General features: G+C 33.7%; 15 protein-coding genes, 2 tRNA genes and 1 rRNA gene. 10 read left to right on the top strand and 8 right to left on the bottom strand.

The annotated features are described in order from the left end of the window. Nucleotides 1–123 precede the first annotated feature (123 nt). From ACKTSU_RS02620 to ACKTSU_RS02610, 3 genes are all read right to left on the bottom strand, one after another. Nucleotides 124–200: transfer RNA gene (locus tag ACKTSU_RS02620), tRNA-Ala, on the bottom strand. Nucleotides 201–315: 115 nt separating this feature from the next. After that, a tRNA-Ile gene (locus tag ACKTSU_RS02615) sits at nt 316–389 on the bottom strand. Between the two features lie 128 nt (nt 390–517). Then, nucleotides 518–2,035, bottom strand: a 16S ribosomal RNA gene (locus tag ACKTSU_RS02610). An 880-nt stretch (nt 2,036–2,915) separates the two neighbouring features. On the opposite strand from ACKTSU_RS02610, the gene thrS reads away from it, so the two are divergent. The 6 genes from thrS (at nt 2,916) to ACKTSU_RS02580 (ending at nt 8,058) form a co-directional block, all read left to right on the top strand. Further along, on the top strand, nt 2,916–4,862 hold the full coding sequence (gene thrS / locus ACKTSU_RS02605) for a threonine--tRNA ligase (RefSeq protein ID WP_408034815.1): 1,947 nt from the start codon (nt 2,916–2,918) through the stop codon (nt 4,860–4,862). Between the two features lie 73 nt (nt 4,863–4,935). Next, a complete protein-coding gene (gene infC / locus ACKTSU_RS02600; protein ID WP_408035320.1) occupies nt 4,936–5,454 on the top strand; it encodes a translation initiation factor IF-3 in 519 nt (172 codons plus the stop codon). 47 nt (nt 5,455–5,501) lie between these two features. Beyond that, nucleotides 5,502–5,699: a 50S ribosomal protein L35 gene (rpmI, locus tag ACKTSU_RS02595; RefSeq protein ID WP_028891165.1), complete on the top strand. Its 198-nt coding sequence runs from the start codon at nt 5,502–5,504 to the stop codon at nt 5,697–5,699. Between the two features lie 148 nt (nt 5,700–5,847). Then, the gene (rplT, locus tag ACKTSU_RS02590; RefSeq protein WP_028891166.1) at nt 5,848–6,192 is read left to right on the top strand and encodes a 50S ribosomal protein L20; all 345 of its coding nucleotides are present in this window, start codon (nt 5,848–5,850) and stop codon (nt 6,190–6,192) included. A 96-nt stretch (nt 6,193–6,288) separates the two neighbouring features. Then, complete coding sequence (locus ACKTSU_RS02585; RefSeq protein WP_408034814.1) at nt 6,289–6,873, top strand: hypothetical protein; 585 nt, start codon at nt 6,289–6,291, stop codon at nt 6,871–6,873. Between the two features lie 144 nt (nt 6,874–7,017). Beyond that, nucleotides 7,018–8,058, top strand: coding sequence for an XAC2610-related protein (locus ACKTSU_RS02580; protein WP_408034813.1), 1,041 nt, complete (start codon nt 7,018–7,020; stop codon nt 8,056–8,058). A gap of 49 nt (nt 8,059–8,107) precedes the next feature. Here ACKTSU_RS02580 and ACKTSU_RS02575 read toward each other — a convergent pair whose 3' ends face one another. Both ACKTSU_RS02575 and ACKTSU_RS02570 read right to left on the bottom strand, forming a co-directional pair. Continuing rightward, nucleotides 8,108–8,533 carry an SRPBCC family protein gene (locus tag ACKTSU_RS02575; RefSeq protein WP_408034812.1) on the bottom strand — a complete coding sequence of 142 codons (426 nt, stop codon included), beginning with the start codon at nt 8,531–8,533 and terminating at the stop codon, nt 8,108–8,110. Between the two features lie 2 nt (nt 8,534–8,535). Continuing rightward, the gene (locus tag ACKTSU_RS02570; RefSeq protein WP_408034811.1) at nt 8,536–10,212 is read right to left on the bottom strand and encodes a formate--tetrahydrofolate ligase; all 1,677 of its coding nucleotides are present in this window, start codon (nt 10,210–10,212) and stop codon (nt 8,536–8,538) included. A gap of 207 nt (nt 10,213–10,419) precedes the next feature. Here ACKTSU_RS02570 and secDF point away from each other — a divergent pair, with 207 nt between their 5' ends. The 4 genes from secDF to ACKTSU_RS02550 all read left to right on the top strand — a co-directional run bounded on the left by secDF (nt 10,420) and on the right by ACKTSU_RS02550 (nt 16,456). Further along, nucleotides 10,420–13,398 carry a protein translocase subunit SecDF gene (secDF, locus tag ACKTSU_RS02565; RefSeq protein ID WP_408034810.1) on the top strand — a complete coding sequence of 993 codons (2,979 nt, stop codon included), beginning with the start codon at nt 10,420–10,422 and terminating at the stop codon, nt 13,396–13,398. A gap of 87 nt (nt 13,399–13,485) precedes the next feature. Next, nucleotides 13,486–14,604 carry an adenylate kinase gene (locus ACKTSU_RS02560; RefSeq protein ID WP_408034809.1) on the top strand — a complete coding sequence of 373 codons (1,119 nt, stop codon included), beginning with the start codon at nt 13,486–13,488 and terminating at the stop codon, nt 14,602–14,604. 69 nt (nt 14,605–14,673) lie between these two features. Then, nucleotides 14,674–15,663, top strand: coding sequence for a GTPase ObgE (gene obgE, locus ACKTSU_RS02555; RefSeq protein WP_408034808.1), 990 nt, complete (start codon nt 14,674–14,676; stop codon nt 15,661–15,663). Nucleotides 15,664–15,814: 151 nt separating this feature from the next. Beyond that, nucleotides 15,815–16,456, top strand: a complete 642-nt coding sequence (locus ACKTSU_RS02550; RefSeq protein ID WP_408034807.1) for a DUF4145 domain-containing protein — start codon at nt 15,815–15,817, stop codon at nt 16,454–16,456. Nucleotides 16,457–16,678: 222 nt separating this feature from the next. On the opposite strand, the gene ACKTSU_RS02545 is transcribed toward ACKTSU_RS02550, so the two are convergent. From ACKTSU_RS02545 to ACKTSU_RS02535, 3 genes are all read right to left on the bottom strand, one after another. Next, nucleotides 16,679–17,308, bottom strand: a complete 630-nt coding sequence (locus ACKTSU_RS02545; RefSeq protein WP_408034806.1) for a M48 family metalloprotease — start codon at nt 17,306–17,308, stop codon at nt 16,679–16,681. A 69-nt stretch (nt 17,309–17,377) separates the two neighbouring features. Continuing rightward, nucleotides 17,378–18,388 (bottom strand): hypothetical protein, encoded by a 1,011-nt coding sequence (locus tag ACKTSU_RS02540; RefSeq protein ID WP_408034805.1) that lies wholly within the window; start codon nt 18,386–18,388, stop codon nt 17,378–17,380. Between the two features lie 72 nt (nt 18,389–18,460). Continuing rightward, nucleotides 18,461–19,777: a RagB/SusD family nutrient uptake outer membrane protein gene (locus tag ACKTSU_RS02535; protein WP_408034804.1), complete on the bottom strand. Its 1,317-nt coding sequence runs from the start codon at nt 19,775–19,777 to the stop codon at nt 18,461–18,463. Nucleotides 19,778–19,779: the final 2 nt, after the last annotated feature.

Below are 19,779 nucleotides of genomic sequence, written 5' to 3'. Positions count from 1 at the left end.
TTCTTTACGATATCATTTTACCAATATGTCAATGAACGTGGCGAATCGCCACTGATAAGTATTTATCAGTACAATTCGTGCAACACTCTGAAACAATATTTATTATTGCCTCCAGGTGCTACCTGGTGGAGAATATCGGAGTCGAACCGATGACCTCTTGCGTGCAAGGCAAGCGCTCTAGCCAGCTGAGCTAATCCCCCTTTTCTTTTCAGTAGTCAGCTATCAGTTAACAGTTATCAGTTAATTGATGACCTATACGTCAACTTGGGATACCCAACTTCTAAAATTTCCTTTCAACTAATCTCTTTAAAATTGTAGTCTCGGGCAGACTCGAACTGCCGACCTCTACATTATCAGTGTAGCGCTCTAACCAGCTGAGCTACGAGACTGTCTTAGACAGCTTAGATATTTTATATCAAACATCTAAAATTCTCTTTTTTAAGATCTTAGTCTATTTTTTAAAATTAACAGCAAAGAGTAAAATTAACCTCTTATGTAACTCACCATCTTTCTCTAGAAAGGAGGTGTTCCAGCCGCACCTTCCGGTACGGCTACCTTGTTACGACTTAGCCCTAGTTACCAGTTTTACCCTAGGCAGCTCCTTGCGGTAACCGACTTCAGGCACCCCCAGCTTCCATGGCTTGACGGGCGGTGTGTACAAGGCCCGGGAACGTATTCACCGGATCATGGCTGATATCCGATTACTAGCGATTCCAGCTTCACGGAGTCGAGTTGCAGACTCCGATCCGAACTGTGATATGGTTTATAGATTCGCTCCTTTTCGCAAAGTGGCTGCTCATTGTCCATACCATTGTAGCACGTGTGTAGCCCAGGACGTAAGGGCCGTGATGATTTGACGTCATCCCCACCTTCCTCACGGTTTGCACCGGCAGTCTCGCTAGAGTCCTCAGCTTTACCTGCTAGCAACTAACGATAGGGGTTGCGCTCGTTATAGGACTTAACCTGACACCTCACGGCACGAGCTGACGACAACCATGCAGCACCTTGTAAAGTGTCCGAAGAAAAAGCTATCTCTAGCCCTGTCACTCTACATTTAAGCCCTGGTAAGGTTCCTCGCGTATCATCGAATTAAACCACATGCTCCACCGCTTGTGCGGGCCCCCGTCAATTCCTTTGAGTTTCAATCTTGCGATCGTACTCCCCAGGTGGGACACTTATCACTTTCGCTTAGTCACTGAGGTAAACCCCAACAACTAGTGTCCATCGTTTACGGCGTGGACTACCAGGGTATCTAATCCTGTTCGCTCCCCACGCTTTCGTCCATGAGCGTCAGTATATACGTAGTAGACTGCCTTCGCAATCGGTATTCTAAGTAATATCTATGCATTTCACCGCTACACTACTTATTCTATCTACTTCCGTATAACTCAAGTCAACCAGTATCAAAGGCAGTTCCATAGTTAAGCTATGGGATTTCACCTCTGACTTAATTGACCGCCTGCGGACCCTTTAAACCCAATGATTCCGGATAACGCTTGCACCCTCCGTATTACCGCGGCTGCTGGCACGGAGTTAGCCGGTGCTTATTCTTACAGTACCGTCAAGGTCGTACACGTACGACTGTTTCTTCCTGTATAAAAGCAGTTTACAACCCATAGGGCAGTCTTCCTGCACGCGGCATGGCTGGTTCAGAGTTGCCTCCATTGACCAATATTCCTCACTGCTGCCTCCCGTAGGAGTCTGGTCCGTGTCTCAGTACCAGTGTGGGGGATAATCCTCTCAGACCCCCTACCTATCGTTGCCATGGTAAGCCGTTACCTTACCATCTAGCTAATAGGACGCATAGTCATCTTGTACCGATAAATCTTTAATAAAAAAGTGATGCCACTTCTCTACACTATGGAGTATTAATCTTCATTTCTAAAGGCTATCCTCCTGTACAAGGCAGATTCTATACGCGTTACGCACCCGTTCGCCGGTCGTCAGCGGTGCAAGCACCCTGTTACCCCTCGACTTGCATGTGTTAAGCCTGCCGCTAGCGTTCATCCTGAGCCAGGATCAAACTCTTCATTGTAAAATCTTTAATTATTTTAAATGTTAAGTTCCAAAAGAATTTTTTCGGTAATCTAACCTAAATTAGATCGCCGTGGTAATTCTACTCTTTTAATTACGCTGTCAATTTCAATATTTTCAATGAACTTGGCAAGTCGCCAATAACAAGTCTTAAACTCATCTCTTTAACTCAACCTTCTTGTAGAAACACTAGAATCGAACTAGTAGCTTATCGCTTCCCAAAATCTCTGTGATCGTAACCGCTTTCTTAAAGCGGGTGCAAACATACAAACTCTTTTTATTCTGACAAAAACTTTTTTGAAGTTTTTTTTCGTTTGTTTCGCTACACTATTTTAATGAACTATCCCCGTTAAAATCGGACTGCAAAGATACTACATTTACTTTAAATAAAACAAGAAAAAACTACAATATTTTTTAACCTTTTCTTTACTTATCTTACACCCTATTTTAATGAACTCTTACTAACTTCTTAGCTTACCGCTTTTCCGTTTGCGGGTGCAAATATAGATACCTTTTTTCTTATAACAAGCACTTTTTTTGCCTTTTTTCTAAAGCTTTTTTTAATACTTTAAAAATTAACGATTTACATGTGAAAGTTTTCTGAATGCATTATTAAGCTACTATCATTTATCTTCTAAAACAGAGAAACTTTCTACGAATTTCAGAAACATCTTATCATTAAAAAGATATGAAACACTAACGGAGCCTAGTATTCAAAACACTTAAAACCTTTGCAAATAGTCATTATTAAGCATAATATCTCGAAACAAAATTTGTCTTAGAAATACCTTATATATATATTGTATTAAAAATGCTTTTACAATATCTTTGCAATTCAAAATTTCCACTTGTAAGGAAATTACATATAACACATATATATAATGATTAAGATTACATTGCCTGACGGGAGCGTCAAAGAATTTGAAAAGAACAGCACTCCAATGGATGTTGCGAAAAGTATTAGTGAAGGTTTAGCTAGAAATGTTATTTCTGCAAGTTTTGAAGGAAAAACCATTGAAACCACCACCCCACTTACCACAGACGGCTCGTTAGTATTATATACTTTTAATGACACAGCAGGAAAGAAAGCTTTTTGGCATTCTTCTGCTCACGTATTAGCACAAGCTATTCAAGATTTTTATCCGAACGCAAAGTTAACTATTGGGCCTGCTATTGAAAATGGTTTTTATTATGATGTTGATTTTGGAGACGAAACTATTTCTGAAAAAGATTTTGATAAAATAGAAAAGAAATTTTTAGAGCGTGCTCGTGAAAAAGCTGAATTTAAAATGCGTTCTATTTCTAAAGCTGATGCTTTAGCTTACTATAAAGCACAAGATAACCAATATAAGGTAGAACTTATTGAAGGTTTAGAAGATGGTGATATCACTTTTTGTGATCATAGTGACTTTACCGACTTATGTCGTGGAGGTCATATTCCGAATACTGGAATCATCAAAGCTGTAAAGATTATGAATGTTGCTGGCGCATACTGGCGTGGTGACGAAAAGAACAATCAGCTTACTCGTGTCTACGGAATCTCTTTTCCGAAGCAAAAAGAATTAAAAGAATATTTAGAACTTCTTGAAGAAGCTAAAAAACGTGATCATAGAAAACTTGGTAAAGAATTAGAGCTATTTACATTTTCTCAAAAAGTAGGACAAGGTTTACCTTTATGGTTACCAAAAGGAGCCGCTTTACGTAACCGATTAGAAGATTTCTTAAAAGCTGCTCAAAAGAAAGCGGGGTATGAAATGGTTATGACTCCACATATTGGTCAGAAAGAATTATATGTTACTTCTGGACACTATGCTAAATATGGTGAAGATAGTTTTCAACCAATTACTACTCCAAAAGAAGACGAGGAATTCTTGTTAAAACCGATGAACTGTCCGCATCACTGTGAGGTATACAACCACAAACCTTATTCATATAAAGATTTACCAAAACGCTTTGCTGAGTTTGGTACTGTATATAGATATGAGCAAAGTGGAGAACTACATGGTTTAACTCGTGTACGTGGGTTTACTCAAGATGATGCACATATTTTCTGTACTCCTGAACAATTAGATGAAGAATTCAAAAATGTAATTGACCTTGTATTATATGTATTCGGATCATTAGGTTTTGAAAACTTTACTGCTCAGGTTTCTATCAGAGATATGGAAAACCCAGATAAATATATAGGTTCTATTGAAAATTGGGAAAAAGCTGAACAAGCAATTATCAATGCAGCTAAAGATAAAGGTTTAGATTATGTGATTGAAGAAGGTGAAGCTGCCTTTTATGGTCCGAAGTTAGACTTTATGGTAAAGGATGCTTTAGGTAGAAGTTGGCAATTAGGAACTATTCAGGTAGATTACAACTTACCAGAACGTTTCGATTTACATTATAAAGGAGCCGATAACCAATTACACCGCCCTGTAATGATTCACCGTGCACCGTTTGGTTCTATGGAACGTTTTATTGCTGTTTTATTAGAGCACACTGGTGGAAATTTCCCACTTTGGCTAACTCCAGAACAAGTTATTATACTGCCAATCAGTGAGAAATATCAAAATTATACCAAAAAAGTTTTAACTTTGTTGGAAAATTCCGAAATTCGCGCCCTCGTTGATAATCGCAACGAGAAGACAGGAAGAAAGATTCGTGATGCCGAAGTTAACAAAATACCATTTATGGTAATTGTTGGTGAACAAGAAGAAAAAGATGGCACAGTATCTGTAAGGAAACATGGCGAAGGAGACCTAGGAACATTTACTATAGAAGAATTCATTTCTCTAATACAGAATGAAGTTAGTAAAACATTGGTTCCTTTCGGAAGTTAAAAAATAGATAGTAATTTTAAATTTATAAGTCATAGCAATTAGAAGAAAAGGCGGAAGAAAACCCGCAAGAGTAATTAAAGAAGATCAACATAGAATTAACGATAGAATTAAATATGTTGACGAAGTTCGTCTTGTAGGCGATAACGTAGAAGTAGGTGTATACCCTTTAGCTAAAGCTAAAGAGATTGCACGAGAGTTAGAATTAGATTTAGTTGAGATTTCACCTAAAGCTGTTCCTCCTGTTTGTAAAGTTATTGATTACAAAAAGTTCTTATACGAGCAAAAGAAACGTGAAAAAGCTTTAAAAGCGAAAGCTACTAAAGTTACTGTAAAAGAAATTCGTTTCGGCCCTCAAACAGACGAACATGATTACGAATTCAAAAAGAAGCATGCTATTAAGTTCTTACAAGACGGAGCCAAATTAAAAGCTTTTGTATTCTTCAAAGGACGTTCGATTGTGTTCAAAGAACAAGGACAAATTTTACTATTAAAACTAGCTCAAGAACTAGAAGAATATGGTAAAGTAGAGCAAATGCCAAAATTGGAAGGAAAACGTATGATTATGTTTATTGCACCTAAAAAGACAAAATAGACAAATCTATAACGATAATATAAGCAAGATAAAACTAAAGATCAGAGATGCCTAAAATTAAAACAAAATCTAGTGCCAAGAAACGTTTCAAGTTAACTGGTTCTGGAAAAATCAAAAGAAAGCACGCGTTTAAAAGCCACATCTTAACAAAGAAGTCTAAAAAACGTAAGCTTGCATTAACACACGCTACATTAGTACATAAGTCTGATGAAGCTAACATTAAGCAACAATTAGTATTAAAATAATTGTTAGCTAGGTAGTAAATTAATTATTAACCATGGAGTTGGGCCATAAAGAGTTTTAAGTTTTGAGTTTATAGTTTTCAGTTAAATACAACTAAAACTAAACACTTAAAATTATATAAACCGCCTACTACAAAAACACATTTGAATTATGCCAAGATCAGTAAATTCAGTAGCTTCAAGAAATAGAAGAAAGAAAATCTTGAAGCAAGCAAAAGGTTACTTTGGACGTCGTAAGAACGTTTACACAGTAGCAAAGAACGCGGTTGAAAAAGGAATGCTTTATGCATACCGTGACCGTAAAAACAACAAGAGAAACTTCCGTTCATTATGGATTCAACGTATCAACGCTGGAGCTCGTCAGTTCGGAATGTCTTACTCACAGTTTATGGGTAAAGTTAAAGCTAATAACATCGAGTTAAACCGTAAGGTTTTAGCTGATTTAGCTATGAACAACCCAGAAGCTTTTAAGGCCATTGTAGAGAAAGTAAAATAAGTTTCATAACCTTGCTTATACTAAAAACCCAAACCTAAACGTTTGGGTTTTTTTAAACCATCTTATATTCATCAATTGAAATAAAATACCAATCCTATGAAATTTTTCAAAATAGCATTCATCTTTATTTTTACTCAAAGTATTATCGCTCAAGAAAATCTTCCTGAACAACCAAATACTGTTGAGAACCAATTTAATGAGCTTTATAAAAAATCGAACAATTACCAGATTTATAAAGTAATAAAGAAGAATGAATACTTAAGACTTCAAAAAAGTATATTAGACAGCATAAAGGTAATTAAAACAGATGCTGCCTCTAAACAAGTTAAAATAAACGAACAACAAAAAAGTATTACTGAGTTACAAACAAAAATTGATACTTTAAATACAGATTTAGCTACTTCTATCGGTAAAGAAGATGCAATTTCATTTATTGGAATTCCTTTAGATAAGGCTACCTATAACACTATTGTATGGGGTATTATTTTCGCACTACTAGCTGGATTAGCTTTCTTTATTTATCGTTTTAACAATAGTAATGTAGTTACTAAAGAAACTAAGAGTTTATTGGCTGATACTGAAGAAGAGTTTGAACAGTACAAAAGAAAGTCTATAGAAAAAGAACAAAAATTACGTAGACAATTACAAGATGAAATAAACAAACAACGTGGTGTAAATTAATCACACACTCGTTAACATAAAAAACAACCCTCATTCGGCTACTTCTGTAACCTAAGGGTTGTTTTTTGGTTTAATCCCGTACATTTTTTGATAATTTTGTCGTTGATAAAAAAACTATTTGAAATTATTATACTTAACAAAGTAATGAAAAAGAATTTAACACTCTTACTTATTTTCACTTTTCTAAACGTATTAGGCCAAACAAAATACGAAATCAAAGGTTTTTCAGAAAAATATAAAGGACTCTTGTCTATTGAAAAAGGTTATGAAAATGAAATTTTTAAAAAAGGAAGTGTTGCTGTATTTGAATCTAAAACAAATACCAAAATTATAGAAATTCATTCCGACGAATTAACTTTTGAATTAGAAACCATAGGGATTGTTAAAACAAACATTTTAGAACTTCCTTACGGAGAACAGAGTATTTTAATATATAAAGACTTCAATTTTGATGGTGTTAAAGATTTAGCCATTATGGATGGGCAATTCAGTTGTTACCATGGTCCATCTTTTAGAATATACCTCGAAATTAATAATAAACTAACCTTTAGTCCTGAATTTACTCGATTAGCACAAGAATATTGTGGTATGTTTCAAACGAATGACAAAACAAAAACCATCCACACTATTACAAAAAGTGGTTGTTGCTGGCATCAATATTCAACTTTTAAAGCAGTTAACAATGTTCCCACTCCTACTCTAATCATAGAAGAAAATGCTGGTTCCGCTCCTTTTTATTCTACTACTACAACCAAATGGAATGGAAATAAAAAAAGTACAAAAACTACTAAAACACTAGATTTAGAATATGATGAGCTTTCTGAAATATTATCATTTAATCTTATTAAAAACCAAAAGCAAGTTGTTCTATTTAGCATGAATGAACTAGACCTTAATTACGCTTTGATTAAACCTGATGGGGCTGTGGAATTCTCATTCCCAATTGAAATGATGGAAGGAGATTATAATTTCAAGCTTAATAAAACAGAAAATACATTGACCTTTAAAAACAAAGGTGCTACTTATGAAATTTACCAAACTAGTAAAGAAGGTAAAATTAATAACATCGGAATATTTGTTACGGTAAATGGTAAGAAGTACGACTTAAAAGGAGATTTGAACTCTATAGAAGGAAGTCTAGAAGCTCTAAAAAGCATAAAACTAAACAATCTTATCACTGAATAGATTCTAATTTTAAACAAAAAAATCCCGAGTTTATCACTCGGGATTTTTTTTACACTAAAAACTGTTGTAATCGGTTAGAAAAATACTCCCAACCACCTTTACAGCTCTCTCTTGTAAACTCAGGGATATTCATCCCCGAAAAATGTTCTATTCCTAGAGCAGTAATTGTAAAATCCGTTTTACTATCTGATATTGATTTCAATTCAAAAGTTACAAACATACTTGCATCTACATATTCAGGATATTTCCATTCGCAAACAGTTTTTTGCTCCTCAACAACTTCTACTACCTTCCAAACATGTAAAAAATTTCGTTCTTCAGATTGTACGTTAAACTCTGTTGTAAATCCGACTACAGGTTCAAAAGCAGGAATATTTTCAAAAAACCACTCAATCATCAAAGAATGATTAGTAATTGCTTTCCATACTTCATTAACCGAAGCATTAATTATTTTGGCTACAATAATAGGTTCCATGCTTATGATAATCCTGAGATTACACCTTTGTTATCAATTTTCATATTTTCTGAAGCAGGAATTGCAGGCAACCCAGGCATACGCATCATTTTCCCTAAAATAGGAATGATAAATTGTGCACCTGCAGCAATTTCTATTTCACGAACATTTACAGTAAATCCTTCTGGTCTTCCTATTAAACTTTCATTATCTGAAAAAGACTTTTGAGTTTTAGCCATACAAATAGCAAAATCATTAAAACCTAATCGATCTATTCTTCTCAAGTTTAATTCTGCTTTTTTATCATAGGTTACTCCAGAAGCTCCGTAAATTTCTTTAGCAATCTTTTCTATTTTTTCTTTTACAGGACTTTTCCAATCATACAACGGTTTGTATTGGGTAGCCTTGTTTTCAACTACATCAACAACAGCCTCTGCTAATTTTTTTGTTCCTTCACCTCCCTTTGCCCATCCTTCTGAAACAACTGCTTGTACACCTAAACTAGCACAAGCCTCAATTACATAGTTTACTTCTTCCTCAGTATCAGAAATAAAAGAATTGATGGCTACTACAGGCTCAATATTAAATTTCCTAATATTTTCAATATGCTTTTCTAGGTTTTTAAATCCATTCTGCACGCGCTCTAAACTTGGAGTATTGTATTCTTCTTTTGGCGAGCCTCCGTGATGACGCAACGCTCTAATTGTCGCAACTAACACCACACATTTCGGATTTAACCCTGCATATTGTGATTTAATATTCAAAAATTTCTCAGCTCCTAAATCTGCACCAAATCCTGCTTCTGTTACTACATAGTTTGATAACGACAATCCCATTTTAGTTGCAATAATAGTGTTTGTTCCTTGAGCAATATTAGCAAAAGGTCCTCCGTGAATAATCGCTGGATTCTCTTCTAACGTTTGTACTAAATTAGGTTTAATTGCATCTTTTAATAAAATAGCCATAGCATCTTGCGCTTTTAAATCGCGAGCAAAAACTGGCTTTTTATCAAAAGTAAATCCGATGAAAATATTTCCTAAACGCTCTTTTAAATCGTCAAAACTAGTTGCCATACAAAGAATCGCCATTACTTCAGATGCCGGTGTAATATTAAACCCATCTTCTCGTGGAATTCCATTTGCTGTACCTCCTAACCCAATAGTAATTTGACGTAACGCGCGATCGTTCATATCAATTACACGTTTCCATAAAATAGTTCTTGGATCAATATTTAAATTGTTAACACTACTCTGTAAATTGTTATCTATTAATGCTGACAATAAGTTATTTGCTTTTTCTATAGCATTGAAATCTCCTGTAAAATGTAAGTTAATATCTTCCATAGGAACTACTTGAGAGTATCCTCCACCTGCTGCACCTCCTTTAATACCAAAAACAGGTCCTAATGATGGTTCACGCAACACAACAGTAGCTTGTTTTCCTACTTTGTTTAATCCTTCTGTTAACCCTATAGAAACTGTTGTTTTTCCTTCACCTGCTGGTGTCGGAGTTAATGCTGTTACCAACACCAAGTTATTCTCTTTTATTTTTTCTTCGTCAATTAAATCAAGTGGTAATTTAGCTTTGTACTTCCCATACATTTCTAAGTTATCTTCACTTACTTTTAATTTACTAGCTATATGTTTAATATGTTGTAATTCTTTTGCTTGAGCAATCTCGATATCGGTTAAATGCGCCATGGCAAATTGTTTAAAATTTAAGTTATTTGTTTTTTTCTAAAAAGTAAGTAAATATACACAATATAATTCCCGCAAAAACTGACTTTTGTTAGCATTTATTCCCCAATTATTGCCTTATGACATAAATATGACAAAAGAATTCGCTTTTTTTTTAACGAAACGCTATATTTGCACGTTTTTAAAATAAAGTCGATTAAATTATTTACAATGCAAAACAAAGGATTAATTAAATTATTTGCTATACTTTTTGGTTTAGTAAGTATTTATCAATTATCGTTCTCGTTTTTCGCCAATAAGGTAGAAGACAGTGCGAAACAGTATGCGAAAGCAAATGTTAGTGATAACAACGGAAGAGCTTTAGCAAGATATGAAAGAAAATACTTAGATAGCGTAGCTAACAAAGAGGTAGTAAACTTAGGATTTGCTAAGTACTCTTACAACGACATCAAAGACAAAGAAATGAACCTTGGTCTTGATTTAAAAGGGGGTATTAATGCAATTTTACAGGTATCAGTAAAAGATATCTTAATCGGATTATCTAACGATTCTCAAAACACAACTTTTAAGCAAGCATTAAAGAATGCTGATGAAGCTCAAAAGAACAGTCAAGCGAATTACTTAGATTTATTCTACGATGAGTTCGAGAAATTAAGCAACGGTAACGTTAAATTAAGTGACCCAAGCATTTTTGGAACGAAAGCTTTACGTGATAAAATAGACTTCAACAAAACTAACGAGCAGGTTAAATCGACTTTACAAGAAGAAATCAACACTTCTATCAACACTGCTTTTGAAGTATTACGTAGCCGTATTGATAAATTCGGAGTTGTACAACCAAACATCCAACGTATAGGAAACTCTGGTAGAATTCAAGTAGAATTGCCAGGAGCGAAAGATATTGATCGCGCTCAAAAATTATTACAAAGTACTGCTGAATTACAATTTTGGGAAGTACACACCAATGCTGATGTACAAAACTTTTTCTTTACTGCGAATGCTAAAGTTGCTGAATTATTAAAAGATGATTCTGCTGTAGAAGAAGTTAAAGACACTACTAAAACGGCTGATAACATTGATGATTTATTAGGTGAGTCTGCTGATTCAACAAATGTTGAAACTCAAAAGAACTTATTTACTTACTTATACCCTAACGTAGCTCGAGGTCCTCAAGAAGTAAGTCCTTTAGTTGCACAAGCTAGAGTTCAGGACACTGCAAAAGTTAATAACTTTTTACACAATAAAGAAGTAAGAGCTTTATTACCTACCAACTTAAAATACACTAAGTTTTTATGGGATTATAAAGCACAACCAGGTGCTGATGGTAGCGAAATTATAAATTTATACGCTATTAAATCTAACAGAAAAGACAAAGCCCCTATTGATGGTGATGTTATTGCGGATGCAAAACAAGAATATGACCAAATGAGCAAGCCTGTAGTATCTATGCTAATGAATGCTTCAGGAACAAAACAATGGGCTAAAATGACAGCTGAAAACGTTGGTAAATTCGTTGCTGTTGTTTTAGATAATTACGTATATACAGCACCAAGTGTAAACCAAGTAATTTCTGGAGGTAGTACTCAAATTTCTGGAGGTTCTATGACCGTTACAGAAGCACAAGATATTGCAACAGTTTTAAAAGCTGGTAAATTACCTGCTCCTGCTAGAGCTATTCAAATTGAAGTAGTAGGACCATCTTTAGGTAAAGAATCTATCGATGCTAGTATGTGGTCATTTGGTTTAGCTATTATTTTAGTTTTAGTTTGGATGTTCTTATACTACGGTAGAGCTGGTATTTATGCTAACATTGCTTTAGTTGTAAACATCTTATTTATCTTCGGAATTTTAGCATCATTCAACTCTGTATTAACCTTACCAGGTATTGCGGGTATTATCTTAACCATTGGTATGTCGGTTGATGCGAACGTAATTATCTTTGAAAGAATTAAAGAAGCATTAAACGGAGGTAAAAACTTAGGTGACTCTGTAGAGGAAGGATTTAGTATTAAGGGAGCACTATCTGCTATTATTGATGCTAACATTACTACCTTATTAACAGGAGTAATCTTATACACTTTTGGTACAGGGCCAATTAAAGGATTCGCTTTAACGTTAATGATTGGTATTGCTACTTCTTTATTTACTGCTGTATTTATTACTCGTTTATTTATTGACGGTGCAGTTGCTAAAGGAACTAGTTTACCTTTCAACACTGGATTCTCTAAAAACTGGTTTAAGAACATCAACGTTGAATTCTTACAAAAGCGTAAAATCGCTTATATCGTTTCAGGATTCTTTATCGCTGTTGGTTTAGTTTCTATATTCACTGTAGGATTAAAACAAGGAGTTGATTTTAAAGGAGGTCGTTCTTATGTAGTTCGTTTCGACGAAGCTATGAAAGGTAACGAAGTAGCTGAAGAATTAAAAACTGTATTCGGTACTGCTCCTGAAGTTAAAACTTACGGATCTGATCATCAATTAAAAATTACTACTGCTTTTAAGATTGACGAAGAGGGTACTGAAGTTGATGAAGAAGTACAAACTGCTTTATACAATGGATTGAAATCTCACTTAGGAAATACTACCTATGAAGATTTCAAACCTGGTTTTGAAAAAGCAGGAAACGGAATTATGAGTTATATGAAAGTAGAACCTACAATTGCTGACGATATTAAGCAAGCTGCTTTATGGGCGGTATTAGGATCGTTAATCGTAGTGTTCTTATATATCTTATTACGTTTTAGAAAAATGGCGTATTCTATCGGTGCGGTAGTGGCTGTTTTCCACGATGTATTAGTAGTATTAGGTGTATTCTCTTTACTATACAAATTCATGCCATTTGATATGGAAATCGGTCAGTCGTTCATCGCTGCTATCTTAACCGTAGTGGGATACTCATTAAACGATACCGTGGTAATTTTTGATAGAATTAGAGAATTTACTGAAGGTAAAAATACGGTTACCGCTAACTTAGTAAACAAAGCATTATGTAGTACTTTAGGAAGAACTATCAACACCTCTTTAACAACATTATTAGTAATGTTAGCTATCTTCTTCTTTGGAGGAGACAGTATTAAAGGATTTATGTTCGCATTAATCGTAGGTGTGGTAGTAGGTACTTACTCTTCTTTATTCGTTGCAACACCAATTATGTTCGACGTTTCTAAGAAGGAAGAAAACAAATAAGTGCTACTTAAACATATATAAAACCGTTTTGAAGTTTATTCAAAACGGTTTTTTCATTTAATATCAAGAAACTATCTTTGCATTCTGATGAAAATTACAAAACTTCACGATTTATATTTTAAAGAGTTCATTTCAACAAATGAAATCTCTAGTATTGTTGCATCTTTAGCCAAACAAGTTAAAAATGATTTACCTAAAGACGAGGTTCCTGTTTTTATAGGAATTTTAAACGGCTGCTTTGTTTTTACTGCCGATTTTTTACGTCAATATAAAGGTGATTGTGAAATAAGTTTTGTAAAACTATCTTCTTATGAAGGTACTAGTTCAACAGAAAATGTAAAAAGTTTAATAGGTCTTAACGAAGACTTGACAGGACGTACTGTTATCATTTTAGAAGATATTATTGATACCGGAACAACCCTTCAAGAAATCTATGAGATTTTTTCTACAAAAAATTTAAAAGAATTAAAAATAGTTACACTTTTTTACAAGCCAGATGTATATCGTAAAGAATTGCATATAGACTATATCGGAAAAGGTATTGAAGATAAGTTTATTGTTGGTTACGGCTTGGATTATAAAGGTATTGGTAGAAATTTACCAGCTATTTATCAATTAACAACACAACCCAAAATGAAAAACATCGTATTATTCGGTCCTCCAGGTGCAGGAAAAGGTACTCAAGCAGAAATTTTAAAAGAAAAATACAATTTAGTACACATTTCAACAGGAGACGTATTCCGATTTAATATTAAAAATCAAACTGAATTAGGGTTATTAGCAAAAACATATATTGATGCTGGTGATTTAGTTCCTGATGAAGTTACAATTAACATGCTAAAAGAAGAGGTTAACAAAAATGCTGACGTAGCAGGATTTATTTTTGATGGTTTTCCTCGTACCGAATCTCAAGCAGAAGCTTTAGACGCATTTTTAGCTGAAAAAGGTGAGCGTATCAACGGAATGGTTGCTTTAGAAGTTCCAGAAGATTTATTAGTTAAGCGTATTTTAGAAAGAGGAAAAACAAGCGGTCGTTCAGATGATATGGATGAAAGTAAAATCCGTAATCGTTTTAACGAATACAACACTAAAACAGCTGTTTTAAAAGATTTTTACCAAGCACAAGGTAATTATTACGGAATAAACGGTGTAGGGTCTATCGATGATATTACACAACGTTTATCAGACGTATTTGATACATTATAAACAAACTAAAAGGTAAGGTTAAGGGCAAATGTTCTTTTGCCTTTTATCTTTAACCTAAAACCCAAAACAATGACTGAAGGAAATTTTGTCGACTATATAAAAATTTACGCATCATCTGGTAAAGGTGGTCGTGGATCTGCTCACTTACATCGCGAAAAATACATCGCGAAAGGTGGACCTGATGGTGGTGATGGTGGTCGAGGTGGTCACATTATATTACGTGGCGATAAAAATATGTGGACGCTTTTCCATTTAAAATTTAAACGTCACTTTAGAGCTGAACATGGTGGCGATGGTAGTGCTAGCCGAAGTACTGGTCATGATGGTGCAGACGTTGTGGTTCCTGTTCCGTTAGGAACTATTATCCGTGATGCCGATACTGACGAGATTTTACATGAAGTAATTGAAGACGGACAAGAAATCATCTTATTAGAAGGTGGTAAAGGTGGTCGTGGTAACTGGCACTTTAAATCATCTACCAACCAAACGCCTCGTTATGCCCAACCGGGTATTGACGGACAAGAAGGCTGGTTTCGTATCGAATTAAAAATTTTAGCCGATGTTGGTTTAGTAGGTTTCCCTAATGCAGGAAAATCAACTTTATTGTCGGTTATTACTGCTGCAAAACCAAAAATTGCAGATTATGCTTTTACAACCTTAAAACCTAATTTAGGAATTGTAGAATACCGTAATCACCAGAGTTTTGTCATGGCAGATATTCCTGGAATTATTGAAGGAGCAGCTGAAGGAAAAGGATTAGGACATCACTTTTTACGTCATATTGAACGTAACTCTACCCTACTCTTTTTAATTCCTGCCGATAGTGAGGATATTCAAAAAGAATACGACATTTTGTTGAATGAATTACGCAAGCACAATCCTGAATTGTTAGATAAAGATCGTTTATTAGCTATCTCAAAATCGGATATGTTAGACGACGAATTGAAAGAAGAAATTAAACAAGATTTACCAGAAGGTATTGAAACTATATTTATCTCATCTGTTGCCCAACTAGGCTTAATGGAACTAAAAGATAAATTATGGCAAATGTTGAATTAATTATTCTGCTAAATAATATTTATAAAAAGCAATCTCAAATGAGATTGCTTTTTTGTTTAAGCTTAATTTTTAAATTACTAAATTGGTGTAAAATTGGAAATAAGTCATTAAATAAATTCATTTCCTTAATCATATTAACCATAATTTGAAAATGTTTAAAGAAGAAAAAACAAGCGAAAAATCTAAAGAAATTAATTTTTGCCCGACTTGTAATTCAGTAGTTGAGACTGCCATAATTTATTCCTATGTTTCCGAGAACACAGTAAATGAAGATTTATGTGGATATATTACTGAAGTTTTTTTAAGTCAGTGTTTAAGGTGTAAAAATCCTTTTTTAAAAGAGAAAAATTTTCAAATAGCAGGAGGAGATGACTTTCTGACAAGCGAATTACAGTTTTTTCCAAACACCGAAAATGAGGCAATAAAAAATTGTCCTAAAATTGTATTTAATCCTTACAAAGAAGCTCTGAAATGTTATCGAGCTCACGCATACGATGCTTGCGTGATAATGTGTCGGAAAGGAATAGAGGCTATCTGTATTGACAAAGGAGAAAATAAAGGAGACTTGGCAAATAAATTGAAAAGTTTGAACTCGAAAGGAGTTTTAGAAAACACTCTTTATAATTGGGCGAACGAATTAAGATTAATTGGAAACGACGGAGCACATTCTCACAATCAAATTGTTAACCAACAAGATGCGAAAGAAGCGGTTGATTTTTTTGATGCCTTAATAACATATTTATACCATTTAGTAAATCAATACGAAAAATTAATTAAACGTCGAAAAAAATAAAAACTTTCGGGGCACTATGTATATTATTACTAATATGCTCATAAAACTCTACTATTTCACTCTCATTTAGTTTCTTTTGTTAATTTAGTTATCAACATTAAGTAACGAAACCATACTCTTAAAAAATTCACAACACCCTTTTCGTTTCAATAAAAGTATATTTCAAGTAATTTTAGAGTTAAGCTAGGAGATAAAACAAAAAACGCCCTTAAAGGCGTTTTTTTATTCCATATTCCAAATCTTTTCAATTATTTCTTGATAGATGGTGTTTGCATTTTTATTCGTACTTATTTCTACATACTTTCTCATCAATGCTACTCTATCAACTGCTCCTGGGTGTGTAAAAATTTCTGGACCTAACAAGTTTTGTAAAACCTCAAAATTTGTTTTTAAATCGTTTCCTAACTCCACCTCTTGTGTAGTAATTAAATGAACCGCTATAATATCGGCAAGATATTCTGCTTTTTTATAAGCATTTATTTTATTTCCATTTGGTATTTCTGTTCCCAAATTAAATTGTTCTGCTTGTTTTAGCGTTACGATATGTCCTAACTCATGTGCCAATACAAAAACTTTTATATAATCTTTATCATACTCTATTAAACCTTGACTTACTTCAACATAGTTCATTGCTGCTCCTGCGTTTACAGTAGTGTCTTCTTTGTCTATTCTAAATTCATTTGGAATATCAACATCTGTAAACTCTTTAAACAACGGTTTTACTGTTTTTAAGTACAGTTCTTTTAATTTATCTTCTTTTGTTACGTTTTCTACTATTTCTTCTTTTTTAGTTTCACTAGTATTACAGCTTACTACTAGAAAAGCTGTGATAAGTATTATTATTTTTCTCATAAATTTTAGAATAAAAAAACACCCTTAGAAATAAATTCTAAGAGTGCTTTGCTGGGGAATAAACATTAATTAATAATAGGTGTATGTAATATTAGTATTAATAAAACCGAATACAACATACGAAGCTGTTACTGGGTATTCATCTGTATTATATACGTAAGTTACTGAAGTGTCGCTTGAAAAACTTCCTTGTGCTGGATTATTAATATTTACTCCATCTAACCCTGTTCCTACGTTAATTTTAGCAAAAGCTGAAGGGTATACTCCTTTAAAAGGATTATTTTTGTCATCATAAGTATTCTCTAATGCTTCTGTACCTACTGTTTCTGTTTTAACATTTCCTTCTTCATTATATACATAACTTGTATTAGTTATTTTATCATTCTCTTTATTCACTCTCTCTTTTTTCTCTAATTTATTTTCAGCATTATACGTATAGGTATAAGTATAAGCTTCTATACCGTCTTCCTTCTCTACTGCACTTACAATTAAGCCTTCTTCATTATAAGTGTATACAGTACTTTTTGTATCTGACTTTACTTCTATTACTTGGTTTTTATCATTAAATATAAATGTATAAGTTGTAGTAGCTCCTCCTTCTTCTATAGTGTATGAACTGATAAAATTAGAATTGTCGTCGTAGGTATATGTAGTAATACTCTCACTATAATCATCTTTAAAATGATATGTTTTTATTTGTGAACCACTACCTACTTCACCACGAATATTAATAGTAACATTGTATACTTTTTCATCACCGTTTTCAGCAGTAACTGTAAAAGGCATAGCTTCACCATCTACAAAGTTTACTGGTTGTCCTGGTGCTGGAGAAATTGTAGCTTTTTCTGAAATAGTAATATTAGGTACTAAACCTGAAATGTTAGTATTAAAAGGAACACTGATTGTAATATTGTTTCCTAAATCGTAAACAACATCGTCTTCAGTTAATCCTTCAAAGTCTATATTAAAACTTGTAATACTGTTTAATGATGATTGTACTATTTTGTCACTATCATCACTAGAGCAGCTTACTACTACAAGCGCTATAATTAAAGACAAAAAAGGGAAAACTTTTTTCATAATGTAAAAATTTAAAAATTAGTAATTTACTATCGACTTCTTTTATTCCGTTCGATAATCACGGATTATACTTTAAAAGTTTGGGTTGTTTATTTTAGCATCGTTAGGAAACTGAACTACGTATCTACTATCATTTTGTTGTAATGTGTAATTTTTTCCTTCATACCACTTTACAATTTGTGGTTGTGTAGTTCTCTTTAAATCATTCCAACGTTGACCTTCAATAGCAAATTCACGTGCGCGCTCATCTAATATTTCTTCATACAACTCTTGTTTGTTTAAAGAGTTGATATATGTAGTATGAGTTGTCATTTTAGATGGAGTATATCTGTTTTTTGCAAACGCTAACAATTCTGTTTTTGCTAAACTTAATTCGTTTTGTTGCGCATACGCTTCTGCTAAAATCAAATACAGTTCTGCTACTCTAAAGGTAGATCTATACTTAATATTAGCTGTTTTAGCAGCTCTATAAACCGTTCCGTCTTTCTTAAAATATATATTGAATCTTAAATCATTTGTTCTATCGTATTTACTTAAAAAAGTATCAGACATAGAAGCGTAAGTAGTGATATCAAAAGAAGACACCATATCTAAGGCTAAAATAGATTCTACTGAATTAAATTCTGAAGGCATCATTGAGCTATCTGAGTTTAAATCTTGAACAGTATTTTTTATAGCCAATGCTTCTTTAACTGCATCAATAGCTTTTTGCCATTCATTTTTAGATAAAAACACCTTGGCTTTTAAGCTTTTTAAAGCTATTGTTGAGAATCTATAATTTAATCCTGTTTCTTGTTGTGCAACATTTAAACGTGTTTCAGCATTTGTAATATCTTGTAAGATTTGTTCATAAACCTCTTCAACAGACTGAATATCATATTTCTGATCTAAATTATACTCAGTTACTACAGGCACTCCTCCATCGCTATTAGCAGTTGCACCGTTATAAGCTTTACCATATAAGTTAACCAACTGAAAGTATTGCAAGGCTCTTAAAGCATAAGCTTCACCTACCAACTGACTAATTTGAGTGGCGTCTCCAGTTATTTCAGCTTGATTTTCTATAACGTGGTTTGCATGAAAGATTATTCTATAAAAACTAGCATACGAAAAAGCTGTTGTTAGTGGTGATGCACCGGCATCATTCCAAATAAAAAGATCTTCATACTGTTCTGATCCTAAAGATGCTTTAGTTAATTGAAGCTCATCACTTCTATATGTTGTTAATACATGACTGTTTTTTTCTATACCGTAAGCTGTTGTTAAAAAGCTTCGGTAATCTTCAACCGATTTAGGAATTATTTGCCCTATTGGTTCTACATCTAAGTAGTCGTCACACGAAACCATGCTCACTACTGCTATGAATAATATATATATGTGTTTTCTCATTT

The organism is Tenacibaculum aestuarii, from assembly GCF_964510395.1.
Taxonomy (GTDB): domain Bacteria; phylum Bacteroidota; class Bacteroidia; order Flavobacteriales; family Flavobacteriaceae; genus Polaribacter; species Polaribacter aestuarii.
This window is presented reverse-complemented; position numbering and strand designations above follow the sequence as displayed.

Bases quoted from the DNA above. Each gene is read 5' to 3' on its own strand.
- thrS (WP_408034815.1), top strand. From the start codon at position 2,916: ATGATTAAGATTACATTGCCTGACGGGAGCGTCAAAGAATTTGAAAAG.
- rpmI (WP_028891165.1), top strand. From the start codon at position 5,502: ATGCCTAAAATTAAAACAAAATCTAGTGCCAAGAAACGTTTCAAGTTA.
- rplT (WP_028891166.1), top strand. From the start codon at position 5,848: ATGCCAAGATCAGTAAATTCAGTAGCTTCAAGAAATAGAAGAAAGAAA.
- ACKTSU_RS02585 (WP_408034814.1), top strand. From the start codon at position 6,289: ATGAAATTTTTCAAAATAGCATTCATCTTTATTTTTACTCAAAGTATT.
- ACKTSU_RS02580 (WP_408034813.1), top strand. From the start codon at position 7,018: ATGAAAAAGAATTTAACACTCTTACTTATTTTCACTTTTCTAAACGTA.
- ACKTSU_RS02575 (WP_408034812.1), bottom strand. From the start codon at position 8,533: ATGGAACCTATTATTGTAGCCAAAATAATTAATGCTTCGGTTAATGAA.
- ACKTSU_RS02570 (WP_408034811.1), bottom strand. From the start codon at position 10,212: ATGGCGCATTTAACCGATATCGAGATTGCTCAAGCAAAAGAATTACAA.
- secDF (WP_408034810.1), top strand. From the start codon at position 10,420: ATGCAAAACAAAGGATTAATTAAATTATTTGCTATACTTTTTGGTTTA.
- ACKTSU_RS02560 (WP_408034809.1), top strand. From the start codon at position 13,486: ATGAAAATTACAAAACTTCACGATTTATATTTTAAAGAGTTCATTTCA.
- obgE (WP_408034808.1), top strand. From the start codon at position 14,674: ATGACTGAAGGAAATTTTGTCGACTATATAAAAATTTACGCATCATCT.
- ACKTSU_RS02550 (WP_408034807.1), top strand. From the start codon at position 15,815: ATGTTTAAAGAAGAAAAAACAAGCGAAAAATCTAAAGAAATTAATTTT.
- ACKTSU_RS02545 (WP_408034806.1), bottom strand. From the start codon at position 17,308: ATGAGAAAAATAATAATACTTATCACAGCTTTTCTAGTAGTAAGCTGT.
- ACKTSU_RS02540 (WP_408034805.1), bottom strand. From the start codon at position 18,388: ATGAAAAAAGTTTTCCCTTTTTTGTCTTTAATTATAGCGCTTGTAGTA.
- ACKTSU_RS02535 (WP_408034804.1), bottom strand. From the start codon at position 19,777: ATGAGAAAACACATATATATATTATTCATAGCAGTAGTGAGCATGGTT.